Origin of the sequence: Acetobacter persici (genome assembly GCF_018256955.1) — a bacterium.
GTDB lineage: Bacteria > Pseudomonadota > Alphaproteobacteria > Acetobacterales > Acetobacteraceae > Acetobacter > Acetobacter persici.
Genome location: NZ_JAERKU010000007.1, coordinates 1 through 18,251 on the forward strand (window position 1 = coordinate 1; position 18,251 = coordinate 18,251).

Genomic DNA, 18,251 nt, shown 5'->3' on the forward strand with positions numbered 1-18,251 from the left:
GCCCCTACTATGCTGCGCGGAAGGCCACCTCACTCTGTCTCAGTGGTGGAGGGGCGGGTCTGTGCCGTTGCGGGCAGGCTTGGCAGAGGGTCGTTCAGATCAGACGTCTGGAAATCTGTTTCTGAAAGCCAGCTTTTTACGAGTGTATAGGTGACGGACAATATCATCGGTCCGACAAAAATCCCCACAAGCCCGAACGCCGCCAGCCCGCCAATCACACCCACCATAATCAGCACCAGCGGCACATTGGCCTGTTTGCGGATAAGGAAGGGGCGCAGAAGGTTATCAATTACAATCGCAAGAATGGTAAACACCAGCAGCACAATGGCCGGACCAGCGCCGCGCAAGAAAAACATCCAGATCACCGCCGGAATGAGCGTCACGCCGGGACCAGCCTGAAGCAGGCAGACAATAAAGGTCACGGCTGTCAGAATACTGGCCCAGGGCACCCCGGTTAAGGCCATGCCGACCCCGCCGACCGCGCTTTCCGCAATCGCCGTTACGGTCACACCCACAGCCACGCCCCGGATGGTCCGCCCGGCCAGTAGAACCATCTCCCGGCCGCGTTCCCCCGCCAGAGCAGACCCAAAGTTCATCACCAGACTGGCGGCGGCCTCCCCACGTGTGTGGAGGGCGGCCAGAATAATCAGGGTCAGCAGAAATTGCAGCGCGAGCATGCCAAAGCTGCCCGCATAATCCAGCACCCAGCCGATCACCTTGCCCGTGTCAGGCAGAATCCGGTTGGCGAGCTGCGGCAGGCGTACATTTTCAATCTGCTGCCACCAGTCGGCTGTTTTGGGGCCGATCAGCGGCAGATGCTGGATCCATTGCGGTTCTGAGGGGATGCGGAACGCCAGAGCAGAATCCGCAAGGGTTTTCAGTTCTGCCGTGTGCGTCAGGACGGTGGTGGTCGCCAGCCAGAAGGGCAGGACATAGACCATCAGCGCCACCAGACAGGTTACGGTGACCGCCAGCCCGCGGCTGCCCCACAGAAATTTCTGAATATGCAGGAGCAGGGGCCATGTGGTGATCCCGATTGTCACGGCCCAGATGGTGGCTGGCAGGAAGGGGCGCACAACCCAGAGCGAGCAGAGGATCATCCCCACCGCCGTCATGGCAGCCAGAACGACTCGTGTCTGATGTGCGGGTATGTCACTGGGGGGGAGGGTCTTGTTCGTCATTTCGTCCGTTTTCATCCTCAGGGAGGAAGGCTCTTTGCGCTGCTCCGCCGCCACAGTGGGGATAGAAAGACGACCCGGCAAGGCACAGAGGTATCTGAGGTTCTCTGCTATGCCAATCATGGACATGACGGGGGCGTCATTTTTTCCTACAAGAGCCCCCGATCCTGCCAGCGGGCAGAAAAAGCGCATCGTTCCGGCTGGAAACAGGGTGCGGGAAATTGAGGATTTGAATGTCAGATCAGACCAGTGATAACGCCGCCAGACCCGAGAGCCAGAAGAGCGGCCCGGCCAGTGGCCAGACCAGACGGCGCGGTGCGGGCTTCTGGGCGCTGTGGGGGGGCGTGGGGGCTGTCGCACTTGTTGCAGCCTCTGGCGGGGCTGGCTGGGTTTTTCTCAGCAAGGCTGATCTGGGGCGTTTTGTTGCCCGCCGCGCAACAGCGGCTCTGGGGCGGACGGTGGAAATCGGCAGCCTGCATGTCACGCCCGGACGCTGGCTGAAGGTTGAGATTGCCAATGCCCGTCTGGCCAATATTCCCGGCGGCACGGGGCCGGATATGGTGCGGGTTGGGCATCTTGCTGCGGAAGTGAATGTGTCCTCCCTGCTGCATGGCCCGATGCTGGTGCGGCATGTCGCTATTTCAGATGTGTATGTGATGGTGGAACGTACGCCGCAGCGCGTGCCAAACTGGCGGTTCGGCAAGCAGGCGGAAGCCGGAGCAAAGCCCGCGCCACATCCGGCCCAGAGCGCCCCGGACGACCGGAGTGATTACCCCACGGCGCTTGATGTTGCTGTGCAGAAGGGGGAGGTTATTTACCGCACGGCGCATGGTTCCGAGTTCCGCACCACGCTGAAAACCGTCACACTTCAGACAGAGGGTGCGGACAAACCCGTCCATCTGGCGGTTGACGGAGCGTATAATGACACCCCGGTGACCATGACAGCCACCATGCAGCCGTTCTCCATCCTGCGGCAGACAAAAACGCCCTATGGGATAGATATGGAGGCGAAGTCTGGTGACATGACCATCACGTTCAGGGGGACGGCGACGGACCCGATCAACGCCGATGGTATCAGGGGGGCTGTCACCTTTAACAGCCCGACCTCCCGCCCGATGATGCAGATTGCCGGTCTGCCCGCGCAGCAGGATATTGCCGTGCAGATGTCCGGCCAGTTTGAGCATGAGGGAGATCTGTGGAGCGTCACGCAGGGTCAGGGGATGGTGAAGGACAACCCCATGACCATCACCCTGATGCGCCTTGTGGAAGGTAGCCACGGCAAGCCGGATCATATCACCGCGGATATTGCCTTCAGTCAGTTGAACCTGAATGAATTTCTCAGCCATCAGAAAGCCGCCAGCCCGACGCAGACGGATATGCCGCTCACGGTTGATCCCGCGCCGGACCCGCTGGTTGATGCGCATCTGTCCGTCAAAAAACTGTCCTACAATGTTCTGACGTTCTCAAACATGACGCTGGCGGCGTCTGTCGCCCCCGGCGCTGTTGCGGTGGATACGCTGAGCCTTGATTATCTCGGCGCCAATCTGAAGGCCTCCGGTAAAATTGAGGCGGCTGACAAAGGGGCGTCGCATGTCGGGGCGTCCGTGAATGTCTCTGGCGCGGATATTGAAAAACTGCGTCAGGTTCTGGGCTTTGGCCCTGTGCCGCTGCAAGGGCGGGTGGACATGCAGATGCGGGCGGATGCGACCCAGAAGACGCTGAACGCGGCTGTGCATGCGGCGGATGTGGCGGCCGCTGTCTCCATGACCAGCGGCAGTCTGGACCGTAAGGTGATCGGCCTTGTCTCGGCTGATTTGCGGATGCTGTTTAACAAGCCCAAAGGTATGACGCCGGTGGCCTGTATGCTCGGCGTGGTGAGTTCCCGTGCCGGGGTGGGGCAGGCTCTGCCTCTGCGCATCCGGACAGGGGATGGCACCGTGGCGGCCAATGCCCGTTTTGACCTGAACAGGAAGTGGTTTGATCTGACATTTGGCAGTCAGGCCTCCACAACCGGGCGTTTTGCGCTGGATATTCCGGTGCGTGTCAGCGGCAGCTTCAGCAGCCCGAAGGTGCGTCCGGCAAGCTGGTCGGCGGAAGGGCGGGCCATGATGGCCCAGACCGAGCGGCTGAACACGCTGCCTGCGGGCGTGAAGCAGTTTGCCCTGAAAAATGCCTGTTACCGGGCTATCGGGCCGTAAGAAAGGGGGGCAGGGCTTGTTCCTGCCGCACTTCCCTTCTACCGTTCGTCTTGCAAAGGGTTCATATCTGGACGGAACGCAAGACCATGTCAGACACCTCAATACAGCCGGATTATGCGGCTCTGGCTACAGCACCTGTCTGTGCTGACCCGTTTCCGCATGTGGTTGTCCCGCATTTTATCCGGCAGGATGATCTGCCCCGGCTGTTTGCCAGCCTGCCGGATATCCGCTCTGGCGGGTCTTTCCCGCCTTCGGCCCTGACACTTTCCCCACTGATGCAGTCTGTGGTGGAAGCTATGGAAGGGCCGGAGCTACGGCGGATTATTGCGGAAAAATTCCATCTTGATCTGGACCACGCGCCCACAATGCTGACCATCCGTGGCCGCACGCGGGAGAAGGATGGCCGGATTCACACAGATTCCCTCGCCAAGCGCGTGACGGTTCTGCTGTATCTGAACCCTGCGGAAAAAGAGAGCTGGCAGAAGCAGGAAGGCTGTGTCCGTCTGCTGCGTGGCCCGCATGATATTGAAGATTATGCCAAGGAAGTGCCGCCCGTAGAAGGCACATTGCTGATTTTCCCTAACGGCCCCACCACATGGCATGGGCATCGGCAGTTTGTGGGCCAGCGTTACACCATTCAGCTGAATTATATGACGGAAGATGCCCGTGCCCGGTCTGAACTGCGGCGGCATCAGTTGTCGGCTATGGCGAAAAAATTCTCACTGCCGGGTGTCAGTGTCTGAAGCCTGATTTCTGTAAATAAATTATACGGACAAAGGATTTAAGAATGGCTTTTCCCTTTTCTATATCAGGCACTGTAAAACAGTCTGGCAGGCCGGCGCGGTTACGGGCGTCTGGCGTCTCGCCTCTTATTCTGGGTGCGGCCATTCTGGCAGGCACAGCGCTATCCTCAGTCGTGTCTATACAGGCGGCTCTGGCACAACAGGCTCCGTCTGCGCTGGTGCCTGCGGCTCTCAGCAGTGCGCAGGTGGTGCGCGCGATCCTGCCTAACGGCCTGCGGGTGGTCATTGTGCCCAACCGTCTGGCACCCGTCGTGACAACGGAAATCAATTATCTGGTTGGCTCGGCAGAAGCGCCGGAGGGGTTCCCTGGCACTGCCCATGCGCTGGAACATATGATGTTCCGCGGCAGTGCAGGGCTGGATAAGGACCAGTTAGCTGCTGTGGGCACCCGTCTGGGCGGCAGCTACAATGCGGACACGACTGAGGACGTTACGCAGTATTTCTATACCGCACAGGCACAGGACCTTCCTGTTCTTCTGAAAATTGAAGCTCTGCGCATGAAAGGTCTGACTCTGTCTGAAGCAGACTGGAGCAAGGAACGCGGGGCGATTGAGCAGGAAGTCTCACGGGATCTGTCCAGCCCGGCCTATCTGTATCTGCAACAGTTGCAGTCCATCCTGTTTGCAGGGACACCTTACGCGCATGACGCGCTGGGCACACGTCCGTCCTTCGAGAAGACAGATGCAGCCCATCTGCGCGCTTTTTACGAAAAATGGTATGCGCCCAACAATGCGGTTCTGGTCATTGTGGGGGATGTAAACCCCGTGACGGCGCTGGATCAGGTGCGGGAGGCCTTCGGGGCTGTGCCGCGTAAAACCCTGCCGGAGCGGCCAAAAGTGGCTCCGGTGCCGCCTCCGGCTAAAACGCTCAGCTTCCCGACGGATTATCCGGTGGGCTTTGCAACGCTCGCCTACCCCATGCCGGGGCGCACGGCGGACTCGTTTGCTGTTGCGGATATTCTGTCTGACGTGCTGGGGAGCCAGCGCGGCGCGTTGTATGATCTGGTGCCGCAGGGCAAGGCGCTGTTTGCCGGTTTTGAATACGCGCCCAAAAAAGAAGCAGGGTTTGGTCTGGCGCTTGCCGCGTTTCCCAAAGGAGGAGATTCCGCAAAAGCCCTGAATGATCTGCGCGGTGTTCTGGAGAAAATCCGTAAAGACGGCGTTCCGGCGGAACTGGTGGAAGCAGCGAAAAAGCGGGAAATTGCCCAGCTTCAGTTTTCCGCAAACTCTGTGAGTGGTCTGGCGGCCCAGTGGTCCACCGCGCTGGCGTTCCATAATCTTGACGCACCGGGCGATATCGTTGCCGCCTATCAGGCTGTTACGCCGGAGGCGGTTAATCGTCTGGCCGCAAAACTGCTGGACCCCGCTCACGCTGTGACCGCAGTGCTGACGCCGGAAGCATCTGGCAAGCCTGTGGCCGGAAAAGGATTTGGTGGTGCGGAATCCTTTGCCTCTACGCCTGACAAGCCGGTTAAACTGCCGGACTGGGCAGAAAATGCCCTGTCCCATCTGGAAGAACCTAAACCCACGCCACAGCCGGTCGTCAGCACCTTGCCCAATGGCCTGAAGCTAATTGTCTGGCCGTCTCACGTCAGCCACACCATTCAGCTTTCCGGTGAAATCCGCCAGAACGCGGCCATGCAGGAACCAGAGGGCAAAGAAGGGGTGGAGGACCTGACGGAGGGTCTGTTCTCCTACGGTACGGCGACACATGACCGTCTGGGCTTCCAGAAAGCACTGGATGATATTCCGGCATGGGAAAGTGCAGGGAGCAGCTTCTCACTTCAGGTTTTAACGCCTGATTTTGAAAAAGGTATTGCTCTGCTTGCAGAAAATGAGCTGCACCCGGCTTTCCCGGAAAAGGCATTTCAGATTGTGCGGATGCAGGCTGCACAGGGGCAGGCCGGTTTGCTGGTGTCTCCCGGCTTCCTGTTCGGGCAGGCGATTAAAACGGCCCTTTTGCCTGCAAAAGATCCGGAACTGCGTCACGCCACACCGCAATCTCTCATGAGCATTTCGCGGGATGATGTGCTGAAATACTATCAGGCAGCCTGGCGGCCTGACCTCACGACAATTGTTGTGACAGGTGACATCACGCCGGAAAAAGCGCGCTCTGTGGTAGAGCAGGCTTTTGGCGGCTGGAAAGCAGACGGGCCAAAGCCGGTGGTGGATTTGCCGGCTGTGCCGCTCAGCAAAGCGTCCCGTGCCAATGTGCCTGACAAAAGCAGCGTGCAGGATAGCGTGGTGCTGGCGGAAACGCTGGGCCTGACGGCGTCTCACCCGGACCATTTCCTGTTGCAGCTTGGCAATGAGGTGCTGGGTGGTGGTCTCTTCTCTTCCCGCCTGTATCGGGATCTGCGGGTCAAAACTGGTTATGTCTATTCCGTGGGCAGCAGCTTTGACTGGGGGCGTACACGGGGCTCTTATAATATTGAATACGGATCAGATCCGGATAAAGTTGGTAAAGCCCGTGTTGCTGCGTTGCAGGATTTGAAATCCATGCAGACGGCTCCCCCGACGGAGGATGAATTGTCTCTGGCAAAAGCCTCTCTTTTGCGGAGCTTGCCGCTGCGTCGTGCCAGTCTGAGCAGCATTGCCGCGCAATATCTGGGGCTGGAGGAGCTTGGACTGCCACTGGATAATACCGACCGCGCCGCGCAGGTTTATTACAGAGCAACGGGCGCTGAAGTGCAGGCAGCATTCCAGAAATGGATCCGTCCGGATGATCTGGCTCAGATTGTTAAAGGGCCAGCCCCGACCTGGTAAAAATAACCCCCGTTTTCTTCTGAAATATCATGAAGAAAACGGGGGGTTTTTAAAGGCTTGCGTTTTGGTGCAATAAACCTGCGGCCTGTTTTAGGCAGGCAGGCTAAAAGATTTTTGAAGTATAAAATAACGCCAGCCACACTCAGGAAGGTGGACGGCATTGTCTTCTCTATTTCTTAAATCAGCAGATAGGAAGTCTTGCGTCTCAGAGTAGGGGAAAAGACAGTCAGACCCCGAGGGGTCTGACCAGATAGCTGATCTCAGAAAAGTCAGCTTTCTTTCTGAGGCGACGGGTGGCGGAACTCCATCACCAGTTCAAGGTCATAATGCGCAGAAAGGGCTTCCGTGGCCGTGCGGGATGTGTTGTGAACACGGTAACGGCACAGAATTTCGGGCAGGTATCCGGGGCTGAGATCGCAATCAATAAATTTCAGCCAGAAATCATAATCTTCCCAGCCTTCTTCAATATGGCAGAAGCCGCCGACACGCGCCCACGCATCCTTACGGATCAGGGCCATAACGTCTACATAGTTGTTCTGCTTCATCCGGGCTGGGTCCCAGATATCGGCATGGCCAATGCCCTTGCGGTCACCAAATTCTTCAATCTGGGTGTAAACGGCTGGAAAACCACCGTTAATCAGGGCGGCGTACGTCTTTTCCAGAGCTTTAGGGTAAACGGTGTTGTCTGCATCCATGATGAAGACAGCTTCACCTAAAGCATTTTCAAAGGCGACGTTCCGGGAAAAAGACGGTCCCTGATTCCGCTTATTCTGGATCAGGGTCGCGCGGTAGAAGCGCTGCTTGTTCTCTTCCATCCATTCCGTGATGACCGCGATAGACTCATCACGTTCAGACAGATCATCCACAACAACGAGGTCAATATTCTCGTGCGTCTGGTCAACAATGGAGTCCAGACATTCACAGATAACAGCCGCATAATTGAAGTTGGTGACGCAGACTGTCACCAGATCTTTGGGTTTTCTCGATTTTTTCTTGAACGAAAATTCAACGTTACCAGCCGGAGCCCAGGGTTTCAGAATGCTCATTTCAGGTTGCTCCACACGGAAGAGATATAGTTTTTCAGGTCCAGATTTTTGGAATTGAAGATGTCTTCGTTTTGCAGAACATCAAAAATGTTTTTCTGAATTCTGGAGGCTTCAGCCTGACCCTCTTCTGTGCGGATCAGCCATTCAATCAGATTGGGCATATGGCGCGGTGTTTCAGTCAGATAATGCTCACCGTTTTTGTACAGAGGATGCGGGAAGCATTCTTCTGTCACAATAATGGACCCGGATGCCATGCCCTGTTTGACAATACGGTGCCATTCAAAAAAGCAGTTATCATCACGGTGAATATTGAGCGAAATTTTTGAATTCTCAGAAACGTAGCGCGGCAGGCGTGAGAGAATGTCATACAGGCCGGAGCTGGGAATAGGACCATCGGCCTTCCGGTAATATAAGAAATTCTGATAGTCGGCGAAGAATGCTGCGGCACGGGAGAAAAACTTCTCTCTCTTGCGGGAGGCATTACCGAAAAAGCTGACATCAATGCTGCGCTCATTGATAGGCGTGAACGGAGAAGAGGCTTTCTGCGCAGGCTGGGGCAGCACACGGAACAGCGGATGCGTCTTGTCTTCCGCAGAGAGGGCGCAGGCCTCAATTTCCACGGGTGGATCAAAGTGGAAAACGTTCAGACCGACATCCGAGAAGGATTTCAGGTTCTGGTAACACAGATCCATCACGCCTGCGGACATCATGATGTAAATGATGCCACGGGTGAACCACAGTGTTTGCGGCTGCTCTGTATTGAACATGATGGAACGCTTGATGATTTCATCTTTTTTCCAGGTCTCATTCCCCGAAAGAAAGAAGAATTCATGCGGTGCGCAGAAGATGCAGAGTTCGGGGGCGTCTTCTTCCGGGGTATCTTCCGTCATGACGCGGGAATTGATCCCACTATTCTTGAGGTAGTCATCCAGACACTCGGCGAGTTCCTTGATAAAGGAATTGCCTTCTGAATGGTAAAAGACGCCGACGGTTTTGGGGAGTGCGTCGCTGGTGTCGTCTTTGTTAATTTTATAGTCGATGTCGTTCTTACATTCTTTGCCCAGGAAACTGACGATCGACCGCTTGGAGAAGATTTCACGCCCTTCCCCAATCCCGTAAAGCAATGCGTGACGGACCGGGGACATTTTGGCGGATGAAATATCGGCATTCATCCGGAGATAGTCATCTGAGCTAAAGAACGGATATTTTTTCAGACGATTCAGGGCATTACTGATGGAATCATAACCGTATTCCTGAAGAAGGCCTTTTTCAAAGAAATAAAGATTTTCATTATTTCTTATATAATGAGCAAACGGGTTTTCGTCCTGGCCAATAACGTTTTTGTAAAGATTATAGTAAATTTCGGTATTAAAATTTTCGTTGGGGTTTCTGTTTTCCTGACAGCCGTAAAGAACATAATGAACAATAGGATCAAGACCTGATTTTTTTACATCAGGATTTTCGGAAAAATAAAAATCAAGATCAAATTTCTCTGAATCAACTATCGTTTTTATGTCTTTTTTGTTCCACGCTGTTAGAGTAGCCATTATATTTCCCGTTTGTGCCAAATGTAACTTGTGAAGTCTTGGCAAGCATACCGCAAAAATATTGTCCTGAGAACGACGAACTTCCCGGTATTATGTGACAAATGCAAGGAGATATTGTTATAAAATAACAAACATAAAGTCAAATTAATTAGCCGCAGCAATAGTGTTCATCAAAATAAATTTGTAACGGCACAATGAAATAATTTTTAAATAAATGAATATTTTGATATTCGTTAACGGTTTTGTTTGCGCTCTGAGATTGCGTAGTCTCAAGCTAAAATAGCGTTTTATTATGTGATGAATACTTGCGGCTCAAAGAAGGAAAATTAATTGCTCAGGAAGAATTGATATGTTCTTGAGGGGGGTATCTCTTTGCTCTGAGCAATCTATATAAGTCATAGGGCGTCGATAAAAAAAATCTTTTGTCTTTTTTTATAGAAGGACACAGCTTTTCTTTTTCTGGCTACTGCCAATGCTTCGAAAAGTGATGTAGATATCTTAATATGATGCCGCGATGAACCGGAGGCGCGCAAGCGCGTCCAAGAGGTAGAAGCGCGCGGCATAAAGTGCGTTGAGATATTCGAGCGGAGCAGGAACAGAGTTATCATGGTGCAAGAAGTCGAACAGGGTATGTCTGCGGCAGAATTTCTGTTTCCTTCCGATCTGGAGCGGACGGAAAAAAAAATTGATCGGGTTCTTCTGATCGGTTCCTGCCTGACCGCTCTGTATTTTGAACAGTTCAAGGCCCGTTATCCTGAGACCACTTTTGACTATATTCCCTATAACTTTGTCAGCATTCTTCCTCCGCAGCCGCCATCCCCGGTTGAAGGCTATGATCTGCAATATGTCCAGATCCCTTTGCGGACCCTTCTGAGTGATCGGGTTATCGAGGGCTTTCGCTTCAACGAGCCTGGTTTTGCCGAGACAGTTTTTGAAGATGCGAAAAATCTTCTGGATGTCATGCTCTCTGCAGCAATGGTTTACAATAAATCACACGGACTGCTGACATTCGTCTCGAATTTTATTGTGCCGCAAATGAGCAGTGCGTCCAGCCTGCGGGGTAAAGGCAGCCAGCGTGATCTTGTGACGCTGGTTCATCGCCTGAATGACTATCTGAATGAGCGTGTCGAAACCTATAAAAATGCCTATGTGCTGGATGTGGACGCCGTCGCCAGTGCGATTGGGAAACGACATATTCTGGATGATGTCATTTATTTCTATTCACACGGGGGGGTGGCGTTTCAGGATTGGGATGACTTTGGAGCCATCGCCCGTAATGAGCCTATCCCGCCTCTGGAGACAGTGTATCCTGTCAGGCGCGAGGAGTTTCTGGATGCAATTTACCGCCAGATTGTGACGTCCTATCGCACGGTGCATCAGGTGGATCAGGTCAAGGCTGTTATCTTTGATCTCGATAATACCCTGTGGCGGGGGCAACTGGCAGAGCATTATCGCCCGGACGTGCAGCCCTGGCCGCGTACGGACGGCTGGCCGCTAGGGATCTGGGAGGCAATCCATTACCTGCGTGCGCGCGGTATTCTCGTCGCGATCTGCTCAAAAAATGATTATGAGACTGTCAGGCAGAGGTGGGATGATGTGGTCAACCCCGGATTTGTCTCTCTGGAAGATTTTGCGTCTCTGAAAATCAACTGGCAGCCCAAGGCGGAAAATATCGCGGCGATCTGCAAGGAATTCAACATCAAGCCCAAGAGCGTGGTTTTTGTGGACGATAATCCTGTAGAGCGGGCCGCAGTGGCCTCTGCTTTCCCGGATCTGCGTGTGATGGGCGGCAATCCTTATCTGACGCGGCGTATTCTGCTGTGGTCAGCCGAGACGCAAATTGCCCAGCTCACAGCAGAATCTGAACGGCGCGAAGACATGATTCGGAGCCAGATCGAGCGGGAAGAAACGCGCTCCGCCATGAGCCGGGAAGAGTTTCTGGCTTCTCTCGACTGTCGTGTGGCCATCAAATATATTACCGACACGGCACAACCTGAATTTGCACGTGCCCTCGAGCTAACCAACAAAACCAACCAGTTCAATACATCTGGCAAACGGTGGGCCTTTAAGGAAGTCGCAGATTTTCTGAAGGACGGTGGGCAGCTACTGGCATTTAATGTGCAGGATAAATTCACGGAGTACGGGCTGGTTGGGGTGTTATATCTCAAAAATTCCGAAATTGTTCAGTATGTTATGAGCTGCCGCGTGCTGGGGATGGAAGTCGAGGAGTTTGTTGTCGCGCAGGCGGTTGCCCATGTTCGCAAAGCGCATGGGAATGTTCGGGTGACGGCGTCTGTGCATGAACTGCCCGACAATACTCCTTGCCGGGATGTTTATGTTCGTGCTGGTTTCAGAGAAGACTGGGTTTCGGAAGGGATTCATTATTATATTCTGGATGAAGGCCTTAACCCTAAAACTGCTGCTCATATCAAGGCCGTTGCGTAGTATTGAAATCGTTACGAATAAGTGTTTCTTTGAATGCCGCATTTTAATGCGGCATTTTTTTTGGAAAATAGTTCTATTACAGTTTACAGATTAAATGGTTCTTGTGTTTTATTGAAACAATCGTAGTTAATGCGTAAATGAAGGATTAACGGAGCATTTATTATCGTTTTTTGACGTTACATAAAAGAAAATTAAACTCGGTTTATATCTGTTTTTGCTGGACAATATCCTCGAAAAATTATTAGTAAAAAACCGAATATATCTAAAGGTGTGAGTTGGCATATGAGTGTGCGTACGAGCAAGGGTCAGACCAAAGCGGCCAAGGGAACAGAACCGAAGTTGGTAAAGGACCTCAAGGTCGCACGCCGTTCCAGAGTGTCTAAGAAAGCTGTGGCTTTTGCTCCGGAACCCAGTGTTGATGCACCAAAAGCAGAAGAGAGGCCGCAGGAGATTGCGCCTGCGACAGCCTCGTTGCCAGATGAAATTAACGGAGCACAGCCGTCCATGCAGGAAAATCAGGAATTCCAGTCTGCCATTTATTTTGATGGAGGCTGGTATCTGGATATGTATCCCGATGTACGCGCCGCAGGGATCGATCCGCTGGAACATTTCCTGAATCATGGTTCTCAGGAAGGCCGCAGCCCGAATGCGCTTTTTGATAGTCAGGCCTATCTGCGCGCGAACCCGGACGTCGCTGATTTTGAACGCGGCCCGTTTATTCATTATATTTGCTTCGGTTTTCAGGAAAAGCGCCCGTTGCGTTAAAAGCTTTCTCCTCACCCAGTATTCAGAAGAGCCATCTGGATACTAGGTGAGGGGCGGAAGAAGCCTGTGGCTTGTCCCCGGCAACAGAAGCAGAGGCATCGCTCATTGCCTGTAAGGCAGGATCGTGCGTTTTGTTCTGTAAATTGGCTTAATTGGCCAATGGTCAGTCAATAAGCTGTATTTTCTCGTACAATCGAAAATTTTCCGATCTAGTTCTAACAGGTATAGTTGGTGCCTAAGATATTATCAGTCGGCATTCTGCTTTGATGTCGAATTTAGGAATAAATCCATCTTTATTTAAACGCTGGAGAATACTGGTGTTTTCGGACAAAGAGTTATGCGGGTATCAGCATAAGGTTTCTTAAAATTCCATGCTATTTTTTAATAATTTATTAACGTCTTTGTTGCGGAATGTGTTTGTCCCTTGTGCGAGGGGAGAGAGTCTTTAGAGTGTGGTTGCGGATGCTGGCAGAGCATGTGTCAGAGTATATCTTTCGTATAGAGCCTTAATTTTTTTGTAAGAAATAATTTTAAGAAAATATAAAATATCAAAATAGTGAAAAATAATTTTTATTACTTTGAATTCTGGATTGATATTACTCAAAATTGGAAAGAAGTGAGAGTTGTCGTGAGGCAGGCTTTTCTTCTGCTGATGCCAGAGAAGACACGGTAATGCCCAGAAGGCGCACAGGCCGGGGAAGAGGCAGGAATGGGTGCAGCAGGAAACGCGCTGTTTCTTCCAGCGCTGTCGCTGACGTGACCGGGTCTGGAAAGGAGCGGCTGCGTGTGAGTTGCTGGAAATTTACGTAGCGCAGTTTGAGCGTGACTGTGCGCCCGGATGTCTGTCGCCGGGTGCAGGCGTGCCAGACGCTTTGTGATAATGTTGCCAGTGCTGCAAAGAGCGCTTCTTCCTGTAGCAGGTCTTTTTCGTAAGTCGTTTCTTTACCGATCGACTTGCGGGGGCGGTGGGGTTCCACCGGTCTCGGGTCTTCTCCGCGGGCAATGCCATAATAAAAAGTGGCAGCTTTCCCAAAATGGCGGACAAGGGTGTCCAGCGTCTGCCTGCGCAGATCGGCTCCGGTATAAATACCCAGAGCGTTCATTCGTGTTGCGGTGGAAGGCCCAACTCCGTGAAAACTCCCGACAGGCAGATCTGCCACAAAGGCTTCTCCTGCGCCGGGCGGGATCACAAACTGGCCGTCAGGTTTACGGTAATCGGAGGCCAGTTTGGCCAGAAACTTGTTGTAGGAAATGCCGGCGGATGCGGTCAGCCCGGTTTCCGCATAAATGGCGGCCCGAATTTCCTGTGCAATAGCGGTGGCCGAGGGGCGGGGCAGCAGCGGGTCTGTCACGTCCAGATAGGCTTCATCCAGAGAAAGAGGCTGGATGATTGGGGTGTAGCGGGCAAAAACCGCATGAATCTGGGCCGAGACCGCACGATACACATCAAAGCGCGGCGGCACGAAAATCAGTTCCGGACATTTCCGTTGCGCAACCAGAGATGGCATGGCGGAACGGACGCCAAATTTTCGGGCTTCATAGCTGGCGGCTGCCACAACCCCACGTTCCTGACTGCGCCCGACAGCGACAGGCCGACCGCGCAGTTCTGGGGTGTCGCGTTGTTCGACGGACGCATAAAAAGCGTCCATGTCGATATGAATAATCCGGCGTACAGGCTCAGTCATCCCGCGCAGGATAACACGTCCTGAGGCGCAGCAGGATAGCCAACGGGGAAAAACGAAGTCGGGGCTCTGGAAAAGACGGGCCCTGATCTTGCTCAGGTCCCGAGCCGTCGGGCTGACGGCTCGGAACTCCTATGGGGGGTCAGTCTCTCAGGATCAGTGCGGAACGGCGATTGCGGCGTCTGGTAACGGGGCGTGTCTCAGCGCCTGCGGCCAGCTTATAGGGGCGGACGTAATATCAAAATCATGCCAGCGCGTCAGAGACAGAGCCGCGGCTGTAGTGTGTAGTTTGCGCGGCGAGGCAGCAGGCTTTTCGCCTCTGGGCATGGGCCCCGCCTGCATGGAGCCCGGACCGGGCCAGCCGGTGTGGTGTGAGAGCCAGTATCCGGCACCCGCCAGACAGGCTCCCAGTGTTGTGATGGCTCTGGTCAGCCGGGCCAGAAGGGTGGGGAAGAACATGAGCGGCTTGAGCAGGGACTGGACCGTGGTGTCCTGCTCATTCTGCGCGGCTTCCGTTGCCAGAAGAAGGCTGTATTCTGTGGGCGTGATGGCCAGCGCGCTGCCTGAGCGGATATCCAGCGAAGGAAGTTCCAGCGCAGCCATCTGGCTCAGAGTCTCATGGAAGGCATGGGCGACAGCCAGAAAGTCCTGCCGGAAGCACGGCAGAAACAGGCTGGTGGGTGTTGTGTTGCGGGCATGCTGGCAGCAGGAGGCCGTGCCGGCAAGGCGGCGAATGGTCCAGATGGTCAGCCGTTCGCTGCAGGCAAGGTCTGTCAGGTAAACCGGTGAGCGTGTCATGGCGTCATCCTGAAGGGGGCAGCCCTTCGGTCCTCTTTTGCGGTGATGTCCTGATTTAAATGAGAACAATTCTCATTTGCAAGATAAAAATGCGGGAGGCAGCGTCCCGTGGCAGGCGGTGTGTTGAGAAGGGCATGGTTTTTCCTCTTTTCTTGTCTGGCGGCTTGGGGCAGTACAGACGCATGTCTCTGTTCGCATCTCTCTCCCTTCCGCTCCTTCGTAAGATGGACCCTGAAACCGCGCACGAGCTGGCGCTGGACGCCCTGCAGCTGGGTGTGTCCGTGCCGGTCAGCCGCCCGAAGGATGATCCGGCTCTGGCCACCCGCGCCATGGGTATGCGCTTTTCAAACCCGCTGGGGATTGCCGCCGGGTTTGATAAAAATGCGCGCGTAATTCGTCCGCTGGCGAAACTGGGATTTGGGTTTGTGGAAGCCGGAACGGTTACGCCGCGCCCGCAGGCAGGTAACCCCAGACCGCGCCTGTTCCGCCTGACGGAAGACCACGCGGTGATTAACCGGATGGGCTTTAACAATCAGGGTATTGACCGCTTTACGGTCCGGCTGGCGCGCCTGCACCGGCCTTTGCCCTCTGGCCGCGGGGCCGGGGCAGGCGTGCCGGTTGGCGCTAATCTGGGGATTAATAAAACAGGAGCGGACCCGGAGCGGGATTATCCTGCTCTTGTGGCGCGCGTTAAGCCCTATGTGAATTACATTGTGCTGAACGTCTCCTCCCCCAACACGCCGGGATTGCGCGGCTTGCAGGATGCGGCCCGCCTGCGCGGTATTCTGGATGCCATTGCGGAGCGCCACCCGGAACGGCCTCCGCTGCTGGTCAAACTGGCCCCGGATCTGGAAAATGATGCGGTCGGCCCGATTGTGGAAGCGGCCATTGCCGGTGGCGCACAGGGGCTGATTGTGACCAACACCACGCTGGCCCGGCCTGCCACACTGCTCAGCCCGAACAAAACGGAAAGCGGTGGTCTGTCCGGTCGTCCGCTGCGCGCGCGGGCTACGGAAATGCTGCGGCTGGTCGCGGAAGCCTCTGCCGGCCGTATGGCGCTGATTTCCTGCGGCGGGATTGAATCCGGTGCGGATGTGCTGGAGCGCATCCGGCTGGGGGCGGATCTGGTGCAGTTCTACGCCGCATTTTCTTATGAAGGTCCGGCTATTCTCGCTCGTCTGAAGCAGGAAATGCTGGACCGTATGCGGGCCGACGGCGTGGAAACGCTGGCAGATATCCGCGGGGTGGACCTGTAAGATGCCGGGTACACAGACCGACATGCAGACCCTGACGGGTCTGTCTTCCCTTGCGGACCAGTATGACGGGTACGTTATTGATCTGTGGGGCACGGTGCATGATGGCGTGCAGCCTTACCCCGGTGCGGTTGCCTGCCTCAAAGCCTTACGGGCGGCAGGGAAGCGCGTGGTGATGCTTTCCAACGCGCCGCGTCCGGCGGATGTTGTCGCCCGTCAGCTTGAGGCGTTTGGGATCGACCGGGACCTGCATGACGGTGTGATGACCAGTGGGGAAGAAGTGCGCCGCCTGCTGCGTGAGCGTGCTGATCCGTGGTTTGCCCGCCTGGGGCAGCGCGTGCTGCATGTGGGGGGCACGCATGATCTGGGCCTGTATGACGGGCTGGATCTGGAGCGGGTAGCAGACCCGGCAGAGGCGCAGTTTATTCTCAACACCGGGCCGGATGCCGAGCGTGGCACGGACTCGGTTGATCCTTATCTGCCGGAACTGCGGGTCGGTCTGGAACGCGGCCTGCCGATGCTGTGCGCAAATCCGGATATGGTTGTGGTCAAAGGCGGCCGCAGGATGATCTGTGCCGGGGCTCTGGCTGCGTTTTATGAGCAGGAAGGCGGCAATGTGCGGTGGGTTGGTAAGCCGTACAAAGAGATTTACGCACCTGTCTTTTCCATGCTCAAGGTCCCGCAGGATCGTATTCTGGCCATCGGCGATGCTCTGGCCACTGATATGCGCGGTGCGGCCGTTGCCGGAATTGCCGGAGCATGGATTCTCGGCGGCATTCATCAGGAAATGGTGGGCGACGATGCAGATCTGGCCGCCAGAGAAGCGGATGCTGCCGGTCTGCGGCCTGTGGCAACCCTGCCGCGACTGGTCTGGTAACCTGCTGGAAGGCAGATAAAGCCTTTCTCTATCGCGGGGATGATGGGGGAGCGTGCACGGGCTTGTGCGCTCGTGGTTTAAAAATCTGGCAGCGTCTGGGCCAGATGTCCGCCCTGCCGGATGGGGGCGAGGCGGCGGGCCAGCCCCGTCGCGTCGTCCGTTTCCACCATAATGCCGCACATCGTGGCATCGCCTTCCGCCGGTTGCAGGCGTTCACCGGGCATTTTGCGGATAAACCGGGCCATGGCCGGTTCCTTGGTCATGCCAATCACACTGTCATAATCCCCGCACATCCCGGCATCGGTCTGGAAGGCTGTTCCGGCAGGCAGAATGCGGTGGTCTGCGGTGGGGGTGTGGGTATGCGTGCCCACAACCAGAGAAACCCGGCCATCCAGCACATTGCCAAAGGCCCATTTCTCACTGGTGGCTTCCGCATGAATATCCACCACAATGGCCTGTGTGGTCACACCGAGGCGGTGGCGGCTGAGGAGTTCGTTCATGCAGCGGAAGGGGTCATCCAGCGGGTCCATGAACAGGCGACCCATAGCGTTGACCACCAGCGCCTTGCGGCCATCCGGCAGTTCAACCTGCACGCTGCCGTTGCCGGGGGTGCCGGGCGGGAAGTTGATGGGGCGGATAATGCGGGGTGTGGCGTCGATATGCCCGATCAGATCCCGGCGGTCCCAGCTATGGTTGCCCAGCGTGATAACATCCACGCCGCCTTCAAACAGGCTTGTGGCAATGGCGGGGGAGAGACCGAATCCGTGGCTGGCGTTTTCCGCGTTGACGACGACCAGATCCAGCGCGAGCGATTTCCGTAAAGCGGGCAGACGGGACAGAACGGCCTCACGGCCACACCGGCCAACAATATCACCCAGAAACAGAATTCTCACG

The 18,251-nt window shown here is 55.1% G+C and carries 14 protein-coding genes; 7 read left to right on the forward strand and 7 right to left on the reverse strand.

What is annotated here, in order from left to right; translation table 11 throughout:
- Positions 1–29: 29 nt before the first annotated feature.
- The gene (locus tag JK199_RS09300) at positions 30–1,181 is read right to left on the reverse strand and encodes an AI-2E family transporter (protein WP_212375431.1); all 1,152 of its coding nucleotides are present in this window, start codon (positions 1,179–1,181) and stop codon (positions 30–32) included.
- Between the two features lie 230 nt (positions 1,182–1,411).
- Here JK199_RS09300 and JK199_RS09305 point away from each other — a divergent pair, with 230 nt between their 5' ends.
- The 3 genes from JK199_RS09305 (at position 1,412) to JK199_RS09315 (ending at position 6,944) form a co-directional block, all read left to right on the forward strand.
- Positions 1,412–3,376 carry an AsmA family protein gene (locus JK199_RS09305; RefSeq protein WP_212375433.1) on the forward strand — a complete coding sequence of 655 codons (1,965 nt, stop codon included), beginning with the start codon at positions 1,412–1,414 and terminating at the stop codon, positions 3,374–3,376.
- Between the two features lie 86 nt (positions 3,377–3,462).
- The gene (locus JK199_RS09310) at positions 3,463–4,119 is read left to right on the forward strand and encodes a 2OG-Fe(II) oxygenase family protein (protein WP_077930543.1); all 657 of its coding nucleotides are present in this window, start codon (positions 3,463–3,465) and stop codon (positions 4,117–4,119) included.
- Positions 4,120–4,163: 44 nt separating this feature from the next.
- Positions 4,164–6,944 carry a M16 family metallopeptidase gene (locus tag JK199_RS09315; protein ID WP_212375435.1) on the forward strand — a complete coding sequence of 927 codons (2,781 nt, stop codon included), beginning with the start codon at positions 4,164–4,166 and terminating at the stop codon, positions 6,942–6,944.
- Here the strand turns inward: JK199_RS09315 and JK199_RS09320 are convergent.
- From JK199_RS09320 to JK199_RS09330, 3 genes are all read right to left on the reverse strand, one after another.
- Complete coding sequence (locus JK199_RS09320) at positions 6,911–7,105, reverse strand: hypothetical protein (RefSeq protein WP_212375437.1); 195 nt, start codon at positions 7,103–7,105, stop codon at positions 6,911–6,913. The genes JK199_RS09315 and JK199_RS09320 overlap by 34 nt on opposite strands.
- Positions 7,106–7,213: 108 nt before the next feature.
- Entirely contained in the window at positions 7,214–7,990 is a 777-nt protein-coding gene (locus tag JK199_RS09325; RefSeq protein ID WP_212358605.1) for a glycosyltransferase family 2 protein, read from the reverse strand.
- Positions 7,987–9,162, reverse strand: coding sequence for a CgeB family protein (locus tag JK199_RS09330; RefSeq protein ID WP_244985044.1), 1,176 nt, complete (start codon positions 9,160–9,162; stop codon positions 7,987–7,989). The genes JK199_RS09325 and JK199_RS09330 overlap by 4 nt, the downstream gene beginning before the upstream one ends.
- Positions 9,163–10,143: 981 nt before the next feature.
- On the opposite strand from JK199_RS09330, the gene JK199_RS09335 reads away from it, so the two are divergent.
- The gene (locus JK199_RS09335; protein WP_212375442.1) at positions 10,144–11,982 is read left to right on the forward strand and encodes an HAD-IIIC family phosphatase; all 1,839 of its coding nucleotides are present in this window, start codon (positions 10,144–10,146) and stop codon (positions 11,980–11,982) included.
- A gap of 282 nt (positions 11,983–12,264) precedes the next feature.
- Complete coding sequence (locus JK199_RS09340) at positions 12,265–12,747, forward strand: hypothetical protein (protein WP_244985045.1); 483 nt, start codon at positions 12,265–12,267, stop codon at positions 12,745–12,747.
- Positions 12,748–13,343: 596 nt separating this feature from the next.
- Here the strand turns inward: JK199_RS09340 and dinB are convergent.
- Both dinB and JK199_RS09350 read right to left on the reverse strand, forming a co-directional pair.
- Positions 13,344–14,432: a DNA polymerase IV gene (gene dinB / locus JK199_RS09345; protein WP_212375444.1), complete on the reverse strand. Its 1,089-nt coding sequence runs from the start codon at positions 14,430–14,432 to the stop codon at positions 13,344–13,346.
- A gap of 153 nt (positions 14,433–14,585) precedes the next feature.
- Positions 14,586–15,227 carry a hypothetical protein gene (locus JK199_RS09350; protein ID WP_212375446.1) on the reverse strand — a complete coding sequence of 214 codons (642 nt, stop codon included), beginning with the start codon at positions 15,225–15,227 and terminating at the stop codon, positions 14,586–14,588.
- Positions 15,228–15,409: 182 nt separating this feature from the next.
- Between JK199_RS09350 and JK199_RS09355 the strand changes: the two genes are divergently transcribed.
- Together JK199_RS09355 and JK199_RS09360 are read left to right on the forward strand one after the other, a co-directional pair.
- On the forward strand, positions 15,410–16,483 hold the full coding sequence (locus tag JK199_RS09355; RefSeq protein ID WP_212375448.1) for a quinone-dependent dihydroorotate dehydrogenase: 1,074 nt from the start codon (positions 15,410–15,412) through the stop codon (positions 16,481–16,483).
- 22 nt (positions 16,484–16,505) lie between these two features.
- Positions 16,506–17,357, forward strand: coding sequence for a TIGR01459 family HAD-type hydrolase (locus JK199_RS09360; RefSeq protein WP_408742365.1), 852 nt, complete (start codon positions 16,506–16,508; stop codon positions 17,355–17,357).
- Positions 17,358–17,434: 77 nt separating this feature from the next.
- Here the strand turns inward: JK199_RS09360 and JK199_RS09365 are convergent, their stop codons facing one another.
- Positions 17,435–18,250 (reverse strand): TIGR00282 family metallophosphoesterase, encoded by an 816-nt coding sequence (locus JK199_RS09365; protein ID WP_025827392.1) that lies wholly within the window; start codon positions 18,248–18,250, stop codon positions 17,435–17,437.
- Position 18,251: the final 1 nt, after the last annotated feature.